Origin of the sequence: Saccharopolyspora galaxeae, assembly GCF_016526145.1 — a bacterium.
Lineage (GTDB): Bacteria > Actinomycetota > Actinomycetes > Mycobacteriales > Pseudonocardiaceae > Saccharopolyspora_C > Saccharopolyspora_C galaxeae.
Genome location: NZ_JADDUE010000017.1, coordinates 57,625 through 72,311 on the forward strand (window position 1 = coordinate 57,625; position 14,687 = coordinate 72,311).

At 71.7% G+C, this 14,687-nt stretch carries 14 protein-coding genes; 9 read left to right on the forward strand and 5 right to left on the reverse strand.

What is annotated here, in order from left to right; translation table 11 throughout:
• Window positions 1–73: 73 nt before the first annotated feature.
• From INP57_RS27635 to INP57_RS27650, 4 genes are all read left to right on the forward strand, one after another.
• Window positions 74–1,027 (forward strand): HpcH/HpaI aldolase/citrate lyase family protein, encoded by a 954-nt coding sequence (locus tag INP57_RS27635; RefSeq protein ID WP_295147539.1) that lies wholly within the window; start codon window positions 74–76, stop codon window positions 1,025–1,027.
• Between the two features lie 157 nt (window positions 1,028–1,184).
• Window positions 1,185–4,628, forward strand: a complete 3,444-nt coding sequence (locus INP57_RS27640) for a patatin-like protein (protein WP_200073300.1) — start codon at window positions 1,185–1,187, stop codon at window positions 4,626–4,628.
• A gap of 17 nt (window positions 4,629–4,645) precedes the next feature.
• Window positions 4,646–5,665 (forward strand): CPBP family glutamic-type intramembrane protease, encoded by a 1,020-nt coding sequence (locus tag INP57_RS27645; protein WP_200073301.1) that lies wholly within the window; start codon window positions 4,646–4,648, stop codon window positions 5,663–5,665.
• A 116-nt stretch (window positions 5,666–5,781) separates the two neighbouring features.
• On the forward strand, window positions 5,782–6,306 hold the full coding sequence (locus INP57_RS27650; RefSeq protein WP_200073302.1) for a YflT domain-containing protein: 525 nt from the start codon (window positions 5,782–5,784) through the stop codon (window positions 6,304–6,306).
• 10 nt (window positions 6,307–6,316) lie between these two features.
• Here the strand turns inward: INP57_RS27650 and INP57_RS27655 are convergent, their stop codons facing one another.
• From INP57_RS27655 to INP57_RS27670, 4 genes are all read right to left on the reverse strand, one after another.
• Window positions 6,317–6,781 (reverse strand): CAP domain-containing protein, encoded by a 465-nt coding sequence (locus tag INP57_RS27655; protein ID WP_200073303.1) that lies wholly within the window; start codon window positions 6,779–6,781, stop codon window positions 6,317–6,319.
• A 141-nt stretch (window positions 6,782–6,922) separates the two neighbouring features.
• Window positions 6,923–7,174: a hypothetical protein gene (locus INP57_RS27660; RefSeq protein ID WP_200073304.1), complete on the reverse strand. Its 252-nt coding sequence runs from the start codon at window positions 7,172–7,174 to the stop codon at window positions 6,923–6,925.
• 374 nt (window positions 7,175–7,548) lie between these two features.
• Window positions 7,549–8,688, reverse strand: coding sequence for a magnesium/cobalt transporter CorA (gene corA, locus INP57_RS27665; protein ID WP_200073305.1), 1,140 nt, complete (start codon window positions 8,686–8,688; stop codon window positions 7,549–7,551).
• Between the two features lie 327 nt (window positions 8,689–9,015).
• Window positions 9,016–9,453 (reverse strand): NUDIX domain-containing protein, encoded by a 438-nt coding sequence (locus tag INP57_RS27670; RefSeq protein WP_307850319.1) that lies wholly within the window; start codon window positions 9,451–9,453, stop codon window positions 9,016–9,018.
• A 145-nt stretch (window positions 9,454–9,598) separates the two neighbouring features.
• Between INP57_RS27670 and INP57_RS27675 the strand changes: the two genes are divergently transcribed.
• From INP57_RS27675 to INP57_RS27695, 5 genes are all read left to right on the forward strand, one after another.
• Window positions 9,599–9,760, forward strand: a complete 162-nt coding sequence (locus INP57_RS27675) for a hypothetical protein (protein ID WP_200073307.1) — start codon at window positions 9,599–9,601, stop codon at window positions 9,758–9,760.
• Window positions 9,761–9,778: 18 nt separating this feature from the next.
• A complete protein-coding gene (locus INP57_RS27680) occupies window positions 9,779–10,360 on the forward strand; it encodes a PH domain-containing protein (protein WP_200073308.1) in 582 nt (193 codons plus the stop codon).
• A 164-nt stretch (window positions 10,361–10,524) separates the two neighbouring features.
• Entirely contained in the window at window positions 10,525–11,394 is an 870-nt protein-coding gene (locus INP57_RS27685; RefSeq protein ID WP_200073309.1) for a PHP domain-containing protein, read from the forward strand.
• Between the two features lie 204 nt (window positions 11,395–11,598).
• Window positions 11,599–12,447 carry a RecB family exonuclease gene (locus tag INP57_RS27690; RefSeq protein WP_200073310.1) on the forward strand — a complete coding sequence of 283 codons (849 nt, stop codon included), beginning with the start codon at window positions 11,599–11,601 and terminating at the stop codon, window positions 12,445–12,447.
• A 17-nt stretch (window positions 12,448–12,464) separates the two neighbouring features.
• A complete protein-coding gene (locus INP57_RS27695; protein ID WP_200073311.1) occupies window positions 12,465–13,070 on the forward strand; it encodes a hypothetical protein in 606 nt (201 codons plus the stop codon).
• A gap of 129 nt (window positions 13,071–13,199) precedes the next feature.
• Here the strand turns inward: INP57_RS27695 and INP57_RS27700 are convergent, their stop codons facing one another.
• Complete coding sequence (locus tag INP57_RS27700; protein ID WP_200073312.1) at window positions 13,200–14,630, reverse strand: Rv3212 family protein; 1,431 nt, start codon at window positions 14,628–14,630, stop codon at window positions 13,200–13,202.
• Window positions 14,631–14,687 lie beyond the last annotated feature (57 nt).

Below are 14,687 nucleotides of genomic sequence, written 5' to 3' on the forward strand. Positions count from 1 at the left end.
AGACGTTCGTCACACCTCCGGCGGCCGCCGCGCGTGATAGATACCGGATGCCGTGCTCGACGAGGAGGTTTTCGTGGATCAGCGTTCCCGCCGCAGTTGCCTGGCCGTTCCCGGTTCGAGCGCGAAGATGATCGACAAGGCGCGCGGTCTGGCGGTGGACTCGTTCTTCCTGGACCTGGAGGACGCGGTCGCGCCGCTGGCGAAGGCCGAAGCCCGCGGCCGGGTGGTGGACGCGCTCAACGAGGGCGGCTGGGACGGCAAGATCCGGTCGGTGCGGGTCAACGACCTCAGCACGGAATGGACCTACCGGGACGTGATCGAGGTCGTGGAGGGCGCCGGGGCGAACCTGGACACGATCATGCTGCCGAAGGTGCAGGGCGCCGAGCAGGTGCGCTGGCTGGACCTGACGCTGTCCCAGATCGAGCGGGCGAACGGGCTGGAGCCAGGCCGGATCGGCGTCGAGGCGCAGATCGAGGACGCCCGCGGGCTGGTCGAGGTGGACGCCATCGCGGGCGCGACGCCGCGGATGGAGGCGTTGATCTTCGGACCCGCGGACTTCATGGCCTCGATCAACATGCGCTCGCTGGTCGTGGGTGAGCAGCCGCCCGGCTACGACGTCGGCGACGCCTACCACTACACCCTGATGCGGCTGCTGATGGCCGCGCGGGCGCACGACATCCAGGCGATCGACGGTCCGTACCTGGCGATCAAGGACCTGGAGGGGCTGCGGCGGGTCGGCGGCCGGTCGGCGGCGCTGGGCTTCGACGGCAAGTGGGTGCTGCACCCGGCGCAGGTGGACGCGGTGAACGAGCTGTTCTCGCCGCGGCAGGAGGACTACGACCACGCCGAGAACATCCTGGACGCCTACGAGTGGCACACCTCGGAAGCCGGTGGCAAGCGCGGTGCGGCGATGCTCGGCGACGAGATGATCGACGAGGCGTCCCGCAAGATGGCGCTGGTGATCGCGGGCAAGGGCCGCGCCGCCGGGATGTCCCGGCAGGATCCCTGGACGCCGCCGGAGAGCTGATTCCGCGCGTGCGGGCTGCGCGGGATCTCGCGAGTTCCGCCCGTGCGGACGTACCTCGTCGTCGCCGAAGCGCGGTAGGTTGTGATCAACGGGTCGTCGGGGGTGGTCGCGGGTCCGCCGCTGCCGGCTCGGATCGGATCGACCGAGGGGCGGCGGCATGGACGGCGGCGGCGCGCATCCGGCGGCTGGGCGCGAGCGGCACACCGAGAACGAGCGCGAACTCCGGCTCGCGCTGGCGATGCGCGGCGGGGCGAGCCTGGCGGTGTGGATCGGCGGCGCCGTCGCGGAGATCGACGAGCTGCGCCGCGCCACCGCCGAGCCCCGCGAGCACCCGTGGGCGAAGCTGGCCGGTCTGGCCGGCTACGACCAGGTCTCGGTGGACGTGCTCGCGGGCGCCTCCGCGGGCGGATTGAACGCCACGCTGCTGTCCGCATCGATCGTCTACGGGATGCCGTTCGCGGACATGCGCGGGCTGTGGGTGCGGTTGGCCGACCTGGAGGCGATGTCCCGGGCGGTGCCGCGCTTCTGGCAGCCGCGGCCGGACTCGCTGCTGGCGGGCGACGCCTACTTCCGCGCCGAACTGGCCCGCCTGATCACCGAGCGGGTCCCGCCCGCGGAGCAGGCCCGCGACCTCGGCGACCGGCTGGACCTGCTGCTGACGGCGACGCTGCTGGACCCGGTGCTGGAGCGGCACTTCGACGCCCGGTCCGGGTCGCTGCTCGAGCAGCGCCGCACCGCCTCGTTCCACTTCCGGCACCGGGGCAGGTCCGGGCAGCCGCTGTCGGACTTCGGCACCGGCAAGGACTTCCCGGCCACCGCGCTGCAGCTGGCCGAGGCCGCGCGCGCCACCTCGTCGTTCCCGTTCGCGTTCGAGCCTGCGCAGGTGCATTCCGGAACCGGTGCCGCGCCGCCGGGCGAGCCGGACATGTTCGGCGTGTTCTCCGAAACCGCCACCGATTCCCGCGCGTTCCGGGTGATCGACGGCGGGGTGCTGGACAACATCCCGGTGACCGCCGCGATCCGCGAGATGGCCGCGGTGCCCACCGAGCGGCCCAGCACGCGCTGGCTGCTGTACCTGAACCCGGAGCCGGAAGTGGCTCCGGAAGGGCGGGGCAGTCAGCTCGCGCTGCCGGTGGCTTCCACGGCGCTGCGCGCGCGGATGTCGCAGGAGTCGCTGCTGGCGGATCTGGACGCGCTGGAGTGGCACAACCGGGCGGTGCAGCGCACCGAGCTGCGGCGGCGGTCCGTTTTCGCGCCGCTGCTGGCCGCGGAACCCGTTGCGCGGCAAGGCGTGCTGCTGGCGCAGGCGGCGGAGGTGCAAGCGCAGAACGCGGTCGTGCGCGCGGAGCTGGATGCCCAGGCGGTGCTGCGGCTGCTCACCGAACCGGCCGGCACCGAGGACGGCAGGCTGCTGCCGCCGGTGGTCGGGGATCCGCTGGCCGGCTGGTCCCCGCAGGCGGGCACGCGACTGGACCGCGAGCTCTCCGGCGGGCTGGCGCGCCGCGCCGCCGCCGCGCCGGGCGAGGTCTTCGACGACGTGCGCGGCCTGCTCTCGGGTGTGCAGGAATGCCTGGATTGGGCGCGGGATGCCGAACGCTGGGCCGACCGGGAGCAGCTGCCGGTGCTCAGCGCGTGCAAGACGGAGCTGTACCGGCTGCGCACGTTCGGCGAGGTGCTGGAAGGCCACGCGGACCGGTACTGGATCAACGGTGCGCGGATGGAACCGATCGTGGCCGCCGACGAGCTGGCGGACTGGGTCCAGCGGGTGGCCGAGCGCCGCGACCGGCTGCAGCACCACCTGCCGTCGCCGGTGCGGCCGCTGCTGGGCGCGGTGCTGGCGGAGGTGCGCCACGGCAAGCGGTTCCAGCGGGCGCTGGAGGACTTCGCGGGCGAACTGATGTCCATAGTGGACTCATCGGGTGCCGATGCGGTGCCGCACGACCCGGACGGCGTCGACGCGGTCGCCGAGGCGAACGCCGTGCTGCACGGCATCGCCGACCGGATCGGCACCGCTGTGCCGCCGCGCGCGCACGTCGAAGCGCCCGCGCAGTGCGGCTACGACCTGCTCGAACGCACCGACCGGCGGCCCGAGACGCTGCGCGCGCTGGTCGTGCTGACCGCTCCGCTGGACGTGGGCCGGGTGCCCGGCGACCACATCAACTTCTTGCGCGTGGTCAGCGATGCACCGTCCGCGTTGCCGTTCGAGGCGCTCGCGCGCGGCGGCGCGAGCGAGTTGCGCGTGGCGGACAAGGTGCGCGGCGGGGACCTCGGCAACTTCGGCGCGTTCCTGTCCGCGCGCTGGCGGGCCAACGACTGGATGTGGGGCCGACTGGACGCCGCATCCGCGCTGACCGAGCTGCTGGTGGCACCGCAACGGCTGGTGCGGCACAACGCCGACCTCGGCGCCAGCGGCCTGGCCGAGCGGTTCCGCGCGATCGTCACCACGCCGACCCGCCAGGAGCTCGGCGAGGCTGCGGAATCCGAGGGCTGGCGGGACTTCCTCGGCGAGTTGTGGAGCAAGCACGCCGATCAGGTCCGCGCCGAGCTGACCGCGCTGTTCGACGCCCCGGACCAGGAGCACGCCCTGACCTCCACCAAGGCGCTGGTCAACGAACGGCTGCACTGGACCATCGCCGCGCGCGAGCTGCCGTTCGTCGGCACCGTCGCAACCGGCGCCGATCCGGGTGAGCGTCAGGAACCGGACGTGCCGGAGCCGCAGCGGCTCGGCAACGACGTGCGGCGGTACGCCGTGGGCCGCCAACGGGTCGGCGATCTGGGCGAGCGCCGGACGGCCTCGATCGCGATCCGTTCCGGCCTGATCGCCTACCGCGCCGTGCGCCCGGGTAGCACCGGAGTGCTGCGGTTCCTCGGCCGGTGGGCGATGACGCTGGTCAAACCGCTCCTGATGGCCGTGGTGCTGGCGATCGCCGCACCCCGCAGGGCCGCGCTGGTGGCGTTCCTGGGCGCGGGCGCGGTGGGCTTGACCGGGATCGGCGGAGCGGTTCCGGGCGTTGCCGGACACTGCTCGCCCCTACCGCTGCGATCCTCGCCAGGTTGCGCGATCCTCCCGGGCCGGGGCTACGTCCACGCACCGTTCGGCTTCGCCCCGTTCCAGCTCACCGCGGTTTCCGCGGTGGCGTTCCTGCTAGCGGCGGTCTTCGCGCTGTGGCTCGGCTACCGGCTGATGAGCCACGGGCACGGCCTCGGCCGCTGGGTTCCCGCCTGCTTCGTCGCAGCGGCGTTGGTGGCGGTGTTGCTGTGGGCGGCGAACGCCGGTTTCCGGCTCGGGCCGACCGGTGTGGCCGGGGTTGCCGTAGTGCTGACCTGGCTTGCCGCGTTGGGGTACCGCGCCTCCGGCCGGTTGCTGGCTGCGGTGTTGTCGGCGGCTGTTTTCGCGGTGGCGGTGCTGGTGGTGATCCCGAGGTTCGGTGATACCGGCTGGCTGCTGCCGACCACGCTCGTCGCGGCCTACGCGCAGATGGTGCTGCTGTCCAGTGCCGACCTGCTGCGTCCCCGCCCACGGCCGGAACGCTCCGAAGGCGAAAGCGCGCCGCCCGCCGACGTCCGGGCGAGCGCGCCGACCCCGGCGGCGGAGTCCTGACCATTACGATCATCGGCGTGAGCGCTTTCTCGCAGCAGCAGACCGTGCGGCCCTCGGCCGCCCCCGGCACCCCGTACCACCTGCTCGCGCGCAACACCGCGCACACCTGGTGGCGGCCGTTGGTCGCGCTGCTCGTGGCGGTGCTGTTCGCCTTCGTCGCGCTGATCGCGGCGATGACCTTGCTCGTGCTGTTCACGCTGTTCCCGCTCGGCTTCGAGCAGACGCACGCGGCGATCCTGCTGGCCGACCCCGCGGTCATCGACAAGGTCCTGCAGGACGATTTCGTGCTGCTGGTGGTGTCGTTCGGCGCGTTGGTCGCACTGCTTCCGCCGGTGCTGCTGACCACGAAGTGGGTGCAGCAGCGGCCGATGGGCGAACTCGCCGGGGTGGAAGGCCGGTTGCGGTGGCCGTGGCTGGGCGAGTGCCTGCTGCGCGCCGCGCTCGTGCTCGCGGTGGCGTTCGGCGTTGCCGGGCTGATCAGCTGGATCACCGGCACGCCCACCGGACCTGGCTTCCCCGGCTGGTGGGCCTACGCGCGGGTGGCGATCCTGGCGCTGCTACTGGTCCCGTTCCAAAGCGCCGCCGAGGAGTTCGTCTTCCGCGGTTTCCTGCTGCAGACCTTCACCGCCTGGTTCCGCACGCCGTGGCCGGCGATCGTGCTCACCTCCGTGCTGTTCCTCGGCGGGCACGGCTACACCGACCCGCTGGTGTGGTGCGAGTTGCTGGTGATGGCGGGCGCGATGTGCTGGCTGACCGTGCGCACCGGCGGACTGGAGGCCGCGATCGGCCTGCACGTGGCGAACAACTCGCTGAGCCTGCTGGTCGGCGGCCTCTCCGGGGTGCCCGGCATCGAGCAGGCGGGCGACTTCGCCGTCGGCGACGTGGTTCCGTTCATCCTCGCCGTGCTCGGCTACTCCTGGTGGACCGACCGGAAGGCGGCCGGCCGCGCACTGCGCACGGTCACCGGCGGGCGCGCGCCGATCGCACCGTGGTCGTTGCGGGCACCACGCCCCGAGTCGATCTCCACCCCGGGGTGACCGGGTAGCCTGGGGTCAAGGGACAACGGGGCACGAAACGGTCGGTGGCAGAACCCCTGCGGACGACCGGCGTCTCCGCGTCCCGGCAGGTTGTGCGCTCCACGGAGGTGTCAGCGGTGTCCTACCCGTTTTCCGGCCCGGCCCGGTCGGCGCCGGGTTCACCGAACATGCCGACCCCGCCCACGGGGTGGCCGATCGGTTCCTACGGCACCTACGAAGAAGCGCAGCGCGCGGTCGACCACCTGGTGCAGAGCGATTTCCCGGTGCAGGACGTCACGATCGTCGGCGTGGACCTGATGCTGGTCGAACGGATCACCGGGCGGCTGAACTGGACGCGGGTGCTCAGCAGCGGCGCGGCCTCCGGCGCGTGGATCGGGTTGTTCTTCGGGCTGCTGGTGGCCTGGTCGGCCACCTCCGGCGGCAACCTGCTCGGCTCCGTGCTGGTGGGGCTGGGCGGCGGTGTGCTGGTGGGGCTGGTGTTCGCCGCCGCCGGTTACGCCTCGATGCGCGGCCGCCGCGACTTCTCCTCCGCCAGCCAGCTCGTCGCGGGCCGCTACGACGTGCTCGCCCAACCCCGGCACGCCGAACAGGGCCGCAACCTGCTGGCCCGGCTGGCGATGCGCCCGCAACCTTCGCAGTAGCGCGGCGGGGTCAGGGGCCTGCGAACTGCTGGACCCAGTAGTGGCCGTAGCGGCTGTGCGGCGAGTAGCCGTGGCCGACGCCGATGCTGGTGTAGGCGCAGTCCTCGATGTTCGCGCGATGGCCGGGGCTGTTCATCCACTGCTGGAACGTGCCGTCCGCGGCCCCGCGGCCCGCGGCGATGTTCTCGCCGACCCGCCCGGCGCCGGGCAGCAGGTGCAGCAGCCGGCTCAACGGCCGGGAATGCGCGAAGTAGTCGTGCCCGGCCATGTCACCGGCGTGATCGCCTGCCGTGCCCATCAGCCGCGGATCGGGGACGAGCGGGCCGCAGCCCGCCGCCGCCCTGGCCTGGTTGGTGAGCTCGACGATCCGGGCATCCGCAGGAATCCGCGGGTGCGCCTGCGCGGGCACGGCCGTGCACAGGACGATCAGCACGGGCGCGAGCAGGGCGCCGCCGGGACGCTTGGGGACGAACATCCGCACCACTCCTTGCGCAGCGAGTTTCGGTGCGGGGTTTCTAACCCGGAATCAGCGCGCCGACCGGCGGCGTCCGCGCAACGGGTGAGCCGGGCAGGCGGGACGGCTCACCCGGACGGACTCCGGCCGCGTCGTGGGCCCTCAGAGCTGCTGCGAGATGATCACGAACAGGGTAAAGATCCAGCCCATGATCAGCGCGAACAGCAGGGTCAGCTTGTTGGTGGCGAGACGAGTCATGACGGTGCCTCCCGGCAGCGTGAGCGAGACGATCGAATCGAACTTGCGGCTCACGATGTGGGGCGCTGCCGCCGCGGGATCAGCGCGATCCCGGCGTGCGCGGCTCAGGCGCGCGCAGCTCGGGCGTGCGCGGCGAAAACGGGCGTCGCGTCCCACATCGCGCCGGGTTTTCGGACCCGGCGCGGCACGGGACTTCGACCGGGGCGCGCCTTGCCGGAGCCGCCCAGCGGCAGCCGGCGGCGGGCGAACGCACGCGATCCCATCGCGTCCCGGCGCGGCCCATTGACGCGCGAAGTGATCGACACGGCTACCTCCCAACGGCACGGCGGGGGAATCTCGGCAGGGCGCCCAGCGGCGGTTGATCGATGAAGATCGGGACCGTGCGCACCCGGGGACTGCGTCCGTCTCATGACCGGGTGCCCCTCATGGCGCACCCGACGGCTGTGCATTTCCGATGACCGTGCGCACCTGAGGTGGTGCGGCACCGTCCAGTACATCGCACGGACGGCTCAACACGTTACAACACACGGTCACAACCACCTGTTCCTGCGGAAGATCTTGAACAGCACCACGCAGGCGATCATCATGACCAGCAGCGTCACCGGATAGCCGAAAGCCCACTGCAGCTCGGGCATGGTTTCGAAGTTCATCCCGTAGATCCCGGCGATCATCGTCGGCGTGGAGATGATCGCGACCCACGCGGAGATCTTGCGCATGTCGGTGTTCTGCTGCAGCGTGATCTTGGCCAGCGTGGCGTCGACCAGCGTGGTCAGCAGCTCGTCGAAGGACGCGACCCGCTCGGAGACCGTGGTCAGGTGGTCCTCGACGTTGCGGAAGTACGAGCGCACCTGCTCCGGCACCGCCGGGGTGTAGCCCTCGGCCAGCCGCTGCAGCGGTTTCGCCAGCGGCATCACCGCCCGCCGCAGCTCCATGACCTCGCGCTTCATCAGGTAGATCTGCTCGGCCTCGATCTTGGTGCGGGGCGCGAACACCGCGGCTTCCATCTCGTCGATGTCGTCCTGGATGGCCTCGGTGACCTCCAGGTAGCTGTCCACCACGTAGTCCGAGATGCCGTGCAGCACCGCTGCCGGACCCAGCGCGAGCTGCTCCGGATCGGCCTCCAGCTGCTTGCGGACGGCCGCGAGCCCGGCGTGCTTGCCGTGCCGCACGGTGATCACGAAGTCGCGGCCGACGAAGGCCATCAGCTCGCCGCTCTCGACGATCTCGCTGTTCGCGGTCAGCTTCTCGTTCGCGATGTAGCGGACGGTCTTGAGCACCATGAACAGCGTGCTGTCGTAGCGCTCCAGCTTCGGGCGCTGATGCGCGTGCACCGCGTCCTCGACCGCGAGCTCGTGCAGGCCGAAGGTCTCGGCGAGCACGCCCAGCTGGGTTTCGTCCGGTTCGTGCAGCCCGATCCAGACGAAACCGGAGTCGCGCCTGCGGACTTCCTCGATCGCCGCGGCGTGCGTCCAGTTCCCGGGCAACCGGGCGCCGTCGACGTAGACGCCGCAGTCGACCATGTAGGCCGACTCGGCGACCGGAGCCGCAGGGGTGCGGCGGTGGTTGCGCGCACCGCGATTGCGCCGGACGAGCGAAGGCAGGCTGGGCACGGCGGGACCTCCAACGGCGGGGGTTCGGGCCTGGGCGAGATCACATCCCGGATCGCGCATCCCCGCCGGCGCCTGCGACCCCTGGGTCCGGCGCCTGGAACCGGCCTAGTCTCGGATGGCCTCCCAGGCGGGGATGCGGTTGGTACTACTCGGAAGCGCGCTATCGGCACTGCCGCTCACGATCCCTCACCTCCTCCTGGCCGTGGACTCCTGCCGGGGATCGGCCGGTCGCCGCTTGCTCGCACCGGCCAGCGACTCACCATACCCGGTGTCGATCGAGCGGTCGGGGGTGGTAAGCGGTGCGATACGACACGCCCCCGGCACGGCGAAACGGGTGAAAATCGCAGATCACGATCACGGTTCGACGAAATGCCGGAAATGCCGAGATCACTCGGGAGGGATCTCCCGCGGAAGGCTGCTCCAAGACCGCAACGAGTCCGCCAGACCTTCGGTCAGCAGCCCGTCGGCGCGCATTGTGGCGAACGTCGCACCATCCGCCCACATCGCGTCGGCGGCGTCGTCACCAGGGAAAAGAGCGGTCTCGCCGGTTCGGCAGGCGTAGTCGAAGATCTCGTAGCCGGCACCGCGGCCGGGCCGGACCACGCGCCCGAGCAGCGCACCGACGATCACGGAGAGTCCGGTTTCCTCGGCGACCTCGCGCCGTACCGCCGAATGATCGGTTTCTCCGCTCTCCACGCGCCCACCCGGCAGCGACCACTTCCCCCGCGCGGGCTCGTTCGCCCGCTGTACCAGCAACAATCGTCCGTCCGCGGCGTGCACCACGGCTCCCACGCAACGGATGTAGGGCTCTTTCGCTACGATCACCGACACGGACGGTAGCTGATCCGCGCCGAGCGGTCTTCCGCTGCCCCAAGCGCGGTACATGGCTGCCCTAGCGGCGCCGAGTGCGGTACAACAGATCGGCAGGCGCCACTTTGATCACAGGCAGTTTCGGACGGGGTGCATCGCAGTGAACGTCAAAAAGATCCTGACATGGGCCGGGGTCGCCTTCCTCCTCTATTTCCTGTTCGCCGCCCCAACGCAGGCCGGTGGCGTGGTGAAGGGGGTCGGCGGCAGCCTCCAGGGAGCCGCGGAGTCGGTCATCCTGTTCATGCAGAACGTCTTCGTGTAGCGCTGAGAGGCGGTTGACGTGTTCGCGCCGAGAGATCCCGACGAGTACCTGCTCGAAACCGAGCGACGGGTCATCCGGCTCCGCAGGCACTGGGCCAGCTTGGTCTGGGAACTGTTCGAGGCGGTCGGGCTGCTCATCGGTCTGGTGCTGGTCTCCGGGCTGTTCCCGCAGGACGGCTCGCCGGAGATGCGCATCCCGATCAACGTCCTCTGGTACCTGGGCCTGGTCGTGCTGCTGCGGTTCACCTACCAGGTCCTGGACTGGTACGTGGAGCGGATCGTCGTCACCGACAAGCGCTTCCTGATCGCCGAGGGGATCTTCACCACCAACGTGGCGATGATGCCGATCGGCAAGGTCACCGACCTGACGTTCCAGCGCTCGCTGGCCGGGCGCATGTTCGGCTACGGCACGCTGGTGGTCGAGTCGGCCGGTCAGATCCAGGCGCTCAACCGGATCAGCTACGTGCCGAACCCGGACGAGGTGGAGGACGCGATCTCCTACCTGGTGTTCGGGGAGAAGAAGGCGCAGCAGGAGCGGTTCTCGATGCTCAAAGCCCGCCGCGCCGCGGTCGGCAAGCGCAAGGCCAAACTCCCCAGCTGAGTCGTGCCCCACCGGGGCCGCGGGTTTCCCGCGGCCCCGGTTTCGCGTGCGCGGACCCCCGCGGGCGAGGGCTGCGGCCCGGTGCGGTGGAGCCATCGGCGAGACTGGGACGGGAAGTGTTCCCACGATTCCCGTAGCCGGGCTCCCGAGCGGAAAGGCCAAGCGTGCGCATCGACCTGCACACCCACTCCACCGAGTCCGACGGCACCGACACGCCGGCGGAGCTGGTCGCGTGCGCGCTCGCCGCCGGACTGGACGTCATCGCGCTCACCGATCACGACACGACCGCCGGGTGGGACGAAGCGGCGGACGCGGTGGCGGGCACGCGGCTGCGGGTGGTACCGGGTGCCGAGCTGTCCTGCGCCTGCCCGGACGGCAACGGCCGGGCGGTGACGGTGCACCTGCTGGCCTACCTGTTCGACCCGGCCTCGCACGCGCTCGTCGTCGAACAGGCCCGGCTGCGCGCCCAGCGGCGCGACCGGCTGCGGCAGATGGCGGTGCGGATGGCCGACGACGGCTTCCCGGTGGACCCCGACGAGCTGATGGCCGGGTTGCCGCCGGACTCCCCGGGCGGGCGGCCGCACCTGGCTCGGGCGCTGGTGCGCGCGGACATGGCGGGCAGCGTGGACGAGGCGTTCGCGCGGTACCTCGGCAGCGGCGGCCGGTACTACCTGCCGCGCACCGATACGCCGGTGCTGCGTGCGATCGAGATGATCCGCGAAGCGGGCGGAGCCACCGTGCTGGCGCACCCGTTCGCGCGGGCGCGCGGGCCGGTGATCAACGCCGAGATGGTCGGCGAGCTGGCCGCGCACGGGTTGACCGGCGTGGAAGTCGATCATCCGGATCAGGACGAGCCGACGCGGGCGCAGCTGCGCGGTCTCGCGGCGGAGCTGGACCTGGTGCCGACCGGGAGCAGCGACTACCACGGCACGAACAAGACGATCCGGATCGGGCAGGAGACGACCGCGCCGGAATCGCTGGAGCGCCTGGCCGCCAAGTGCACCGGAAGCCGAATCTTCGGCCACTCGTTCTGAGGGCTGGTCTCGGAGCTCGTTCCGCGCTCCGAGACGCTTGCCCCGGGTTTCGTCGGCTCCTGCAGAAACGGTAGTCGGACGGTTGCGCCGAATGGCGCAGTGCGAACGGCGCCAGAAAGGCGTGTTCGGCCGTACCGGTACCGCCGAACGGGCCGACCGAGTGAGTTTTTCGCGCGTCACGGGGGGAATCCCGGCATCGCGGCAATGCTGCGTAATGTGGGGCACGTGCAGGACCAGCTCGGCCTCGAAGGCATTCCCAGCAAGCTAGTCCGGGTCACCCCGGCGAAGCTGGCGACCTGGGCGAGTTGCCCCCGCAAGTTCCGGATGGCTTATCTGGACCGGCCCGCGCCGCCACGCGCGGGTGCCAAGGCCGCCAGCACGCTCGGCGCTGCCGTGCACAACGCGTTGCGGATCTTCTTCGACCTGCCCGCGCAGCAGCGCAGCCCGGAACGGGCGGCGGCGCTGGTGCGCAAGTGCTGGAAGAACGACGGCTTCGCCGATGCCGCGCAGGCCGCCGACTACCGCGAGCGGGCGCAGCACTGGGTCTCCGGCTACGCCGAGCGAACCGACGCCGCGCCGGTGGCGGTGGAGCGATGGGTCTCCGCCGCCACCGGCACGATCATCGCCGAGGGCCGGGTGGACCGGATCGACCGCAGGGACGGCGAGCTCGTCATCGTCGACTACAAGACCGGCCGCAGGCAGCTCACCGAGGCCGACGCGCGCGATTCGCCCGCGCTGGCCCTGTACGCGACCGCAGCGCGCAAGACGCTGCGCGCGCCCACCGGGCGAGTGGAGTTGCACCACCTGCCGACCGGGTCGGTGGCGGCTTGGCAGCACAGCGAGGAGTCTCTCGGGCGGCACGTGGAATGGGCTCAGCAGCGGGCCGGGGAACTCGACGCGGCCTCCGGCGCGTTCGAGGCCGGGCACCGCGGAGCGGACACCTTCCCGCCGAGACCCGGTAGGCAGTGCTCCTGGTGCGACTTCCGGGCGCACTGCCCGGAAGGGCAGCAGGCGGCATCCGCGGCGACACCGTGGGCCGGGTTGGCCGAGTGACGGACCAGGGGAACCAGATGGAACCGAGCGGACGGCCGGGGAACCCGGCGACCGGCGACTTCGGTGGTAAGCACCGCCGGGCGCCGCAGGCGCTGCACCAGGCCCGCCGGCCCGAGGGCGGCAAGGTGGGCACCTGGCCGGAACGCGCCGTGAGTCCGCGCCCCAGGCGCGTGGGACCCGCGTCGCAGCAGCCCGCTCAGCCATCCGCACCGGAAACGCCACTGGAACAGCCGCGGCTCGCGGCGACTCGCCGGGAAACCGCCCCCGCGGAGCCGCAGAGCCCGCCTCCGCCGCAACCGCCGGACGACGAGCCCAAGCACGCCCGCCGCGCTCCGGTCGCCCGGCCGACCCGGTTCGGGACGTTCCTGCGCGGCATCAGCGGATCGCTGGCCTACGGCTTCGTGGTGCTGGCGCTGAGCCTGATCGGAATGCAGATCTGGGCGGGTCAGCACGGCTGGACCGGCCCGGGCATCGGGACGATCAGCGGCCACGTGATCGGCGGCGTGGTCGCGGTGTTCTTGCAGGCCGTGGGTGACCACAGGCGCGATCGGACCGGTGCCGCGGCGATCTCCGGCGTGCTGGTTGTGGTGCTCGGGTCCCTGTGGTTCTGGTGGTGGCTGTAGGGCTGCGCGAGTTGGCGCGCGGCCGCTGGAGCTGCGTGCCGGGTGCCGCTCGGCCCGGATGCCGCTCACCCCGGACGCTGCTCAGCCCGGATGCCGCTCAGCCCGGGGACTGCTCGGCCCGCGGACTGCTCAGCGCAGTGCGACGAGTGCCGGACCCCGCTGTTCGAGCAGCGTGGAACCCACCGAGTCGACGCGCACCGGGCCTTGCCAGCCCTGCCGGTCGATCGGGATCGTCCGCTCGCGGGCCCCGGTGTTGCGATCCACCACGGCGAGCCCGTCGCGGACGGGCACGAGCAGCTTGCCGCCGAACAGCGCACCCGGCCCGAGCGTGTCCGGGACCGTCCACAGCGGTTCGAGCGTGGCCGAGTCCAACGCGACCGTGCCGGTCCCGGTGTGCCAGTACCGCATCCCGCTGACCGAAGCCCCGCCGATGCCGCGCACCTTGTCCTCGACCTGCTCGTACTGCTCGTCGTTCAGCGTGCTCACCCGGTACGGCTGTTCCGGAGTGGCGGCGGTCAGCCCGGCGAGCACGGACTGCTCGGTGATCCGCGGGTCGAAGCGGCTCAACGCGGCCGCGAGCGCACGCGCGGTCCGCTCCCGCTGCGGCACGTCCGGGCGCACGGCGACCGTCCACACCTTGTCCGGCGACACCGGCTCCACCCCGTCCGCGGGGACGGGAGCGCCCGCAGGCATCGGGAACTGGGACTGCACGCTGCCGGTGGCGTTGTTGTAGACCACGAGCTGCCCGGTGTCGCGCAGGAACACCGCGGTCCGGTTCCCGGTGACCGACACCGCCGTGGCCTCGGAGCCGCCGAGGACGGTGCTGAAGACCTCCTCCGGCTGCTCGTTGTCCTGCGGGTGCGCCTTGAGCACGGTCAGCCGCTTGTGCACGTCGGTCGGGCAGTCCTCGATCACCGCGATGCGGCCGTTGCCGACGGCGGTGGAGGGGTAGCTGCAGTCCGGGCGGCGGATGTTGTTGTTGGCGTTCTTCAGCGCGGGCATGATCCCGTACTGCTGAGTCCGCACCAGGTCGGAACGCCAGGTGCCCAGCACCCGCTGCCCGGTGGCGGTGACGTAGGTGCCGTCGCTGAGCAGCCGGGTGCCGAACTCGGCATCGGAGTTGCGGGCGGGTCCGCGCACCCCGGTGCTGCCCTGCAACGTGCTGACCTCGCTGCAGTTGGCTTCCTTGCGGTACACCGCGATCGCCCGGTTCCACTCGGACCCGACCGTGCACAGCGGCAGGTCCCGCGCGTAGCGCCAGCGGACCGCACCGGTGGCGGGGTCGTGGCCGAGCACCTCGCCGCCTTCGGCGCTGACCGCTGCGGGACCGGCGACCACCGGTTGCGGGGTTGCCGGGCTCGGGGCGCGCCAGGCTTCGCGCAGCGCGGCGGGAACCTCCGCGGGCTCGGCGGCGCGCTGGATGGAGCGCTGGGCGGGTTCGGAGTCGGTGGCGCGGGCGTCGCTGCGCAGCCACACGACCAGGCCTGCGACGACCACCGCCACCAGGATCAGCGCCACCGCGACGAGGTCGGACCGCGTCCGCCGTTCCGGCCGTACCACTGCACTCCCTGTAGTTCCGGTGACTGGGCTGTAGTCCGGTGACTGGGCCGCATCCCG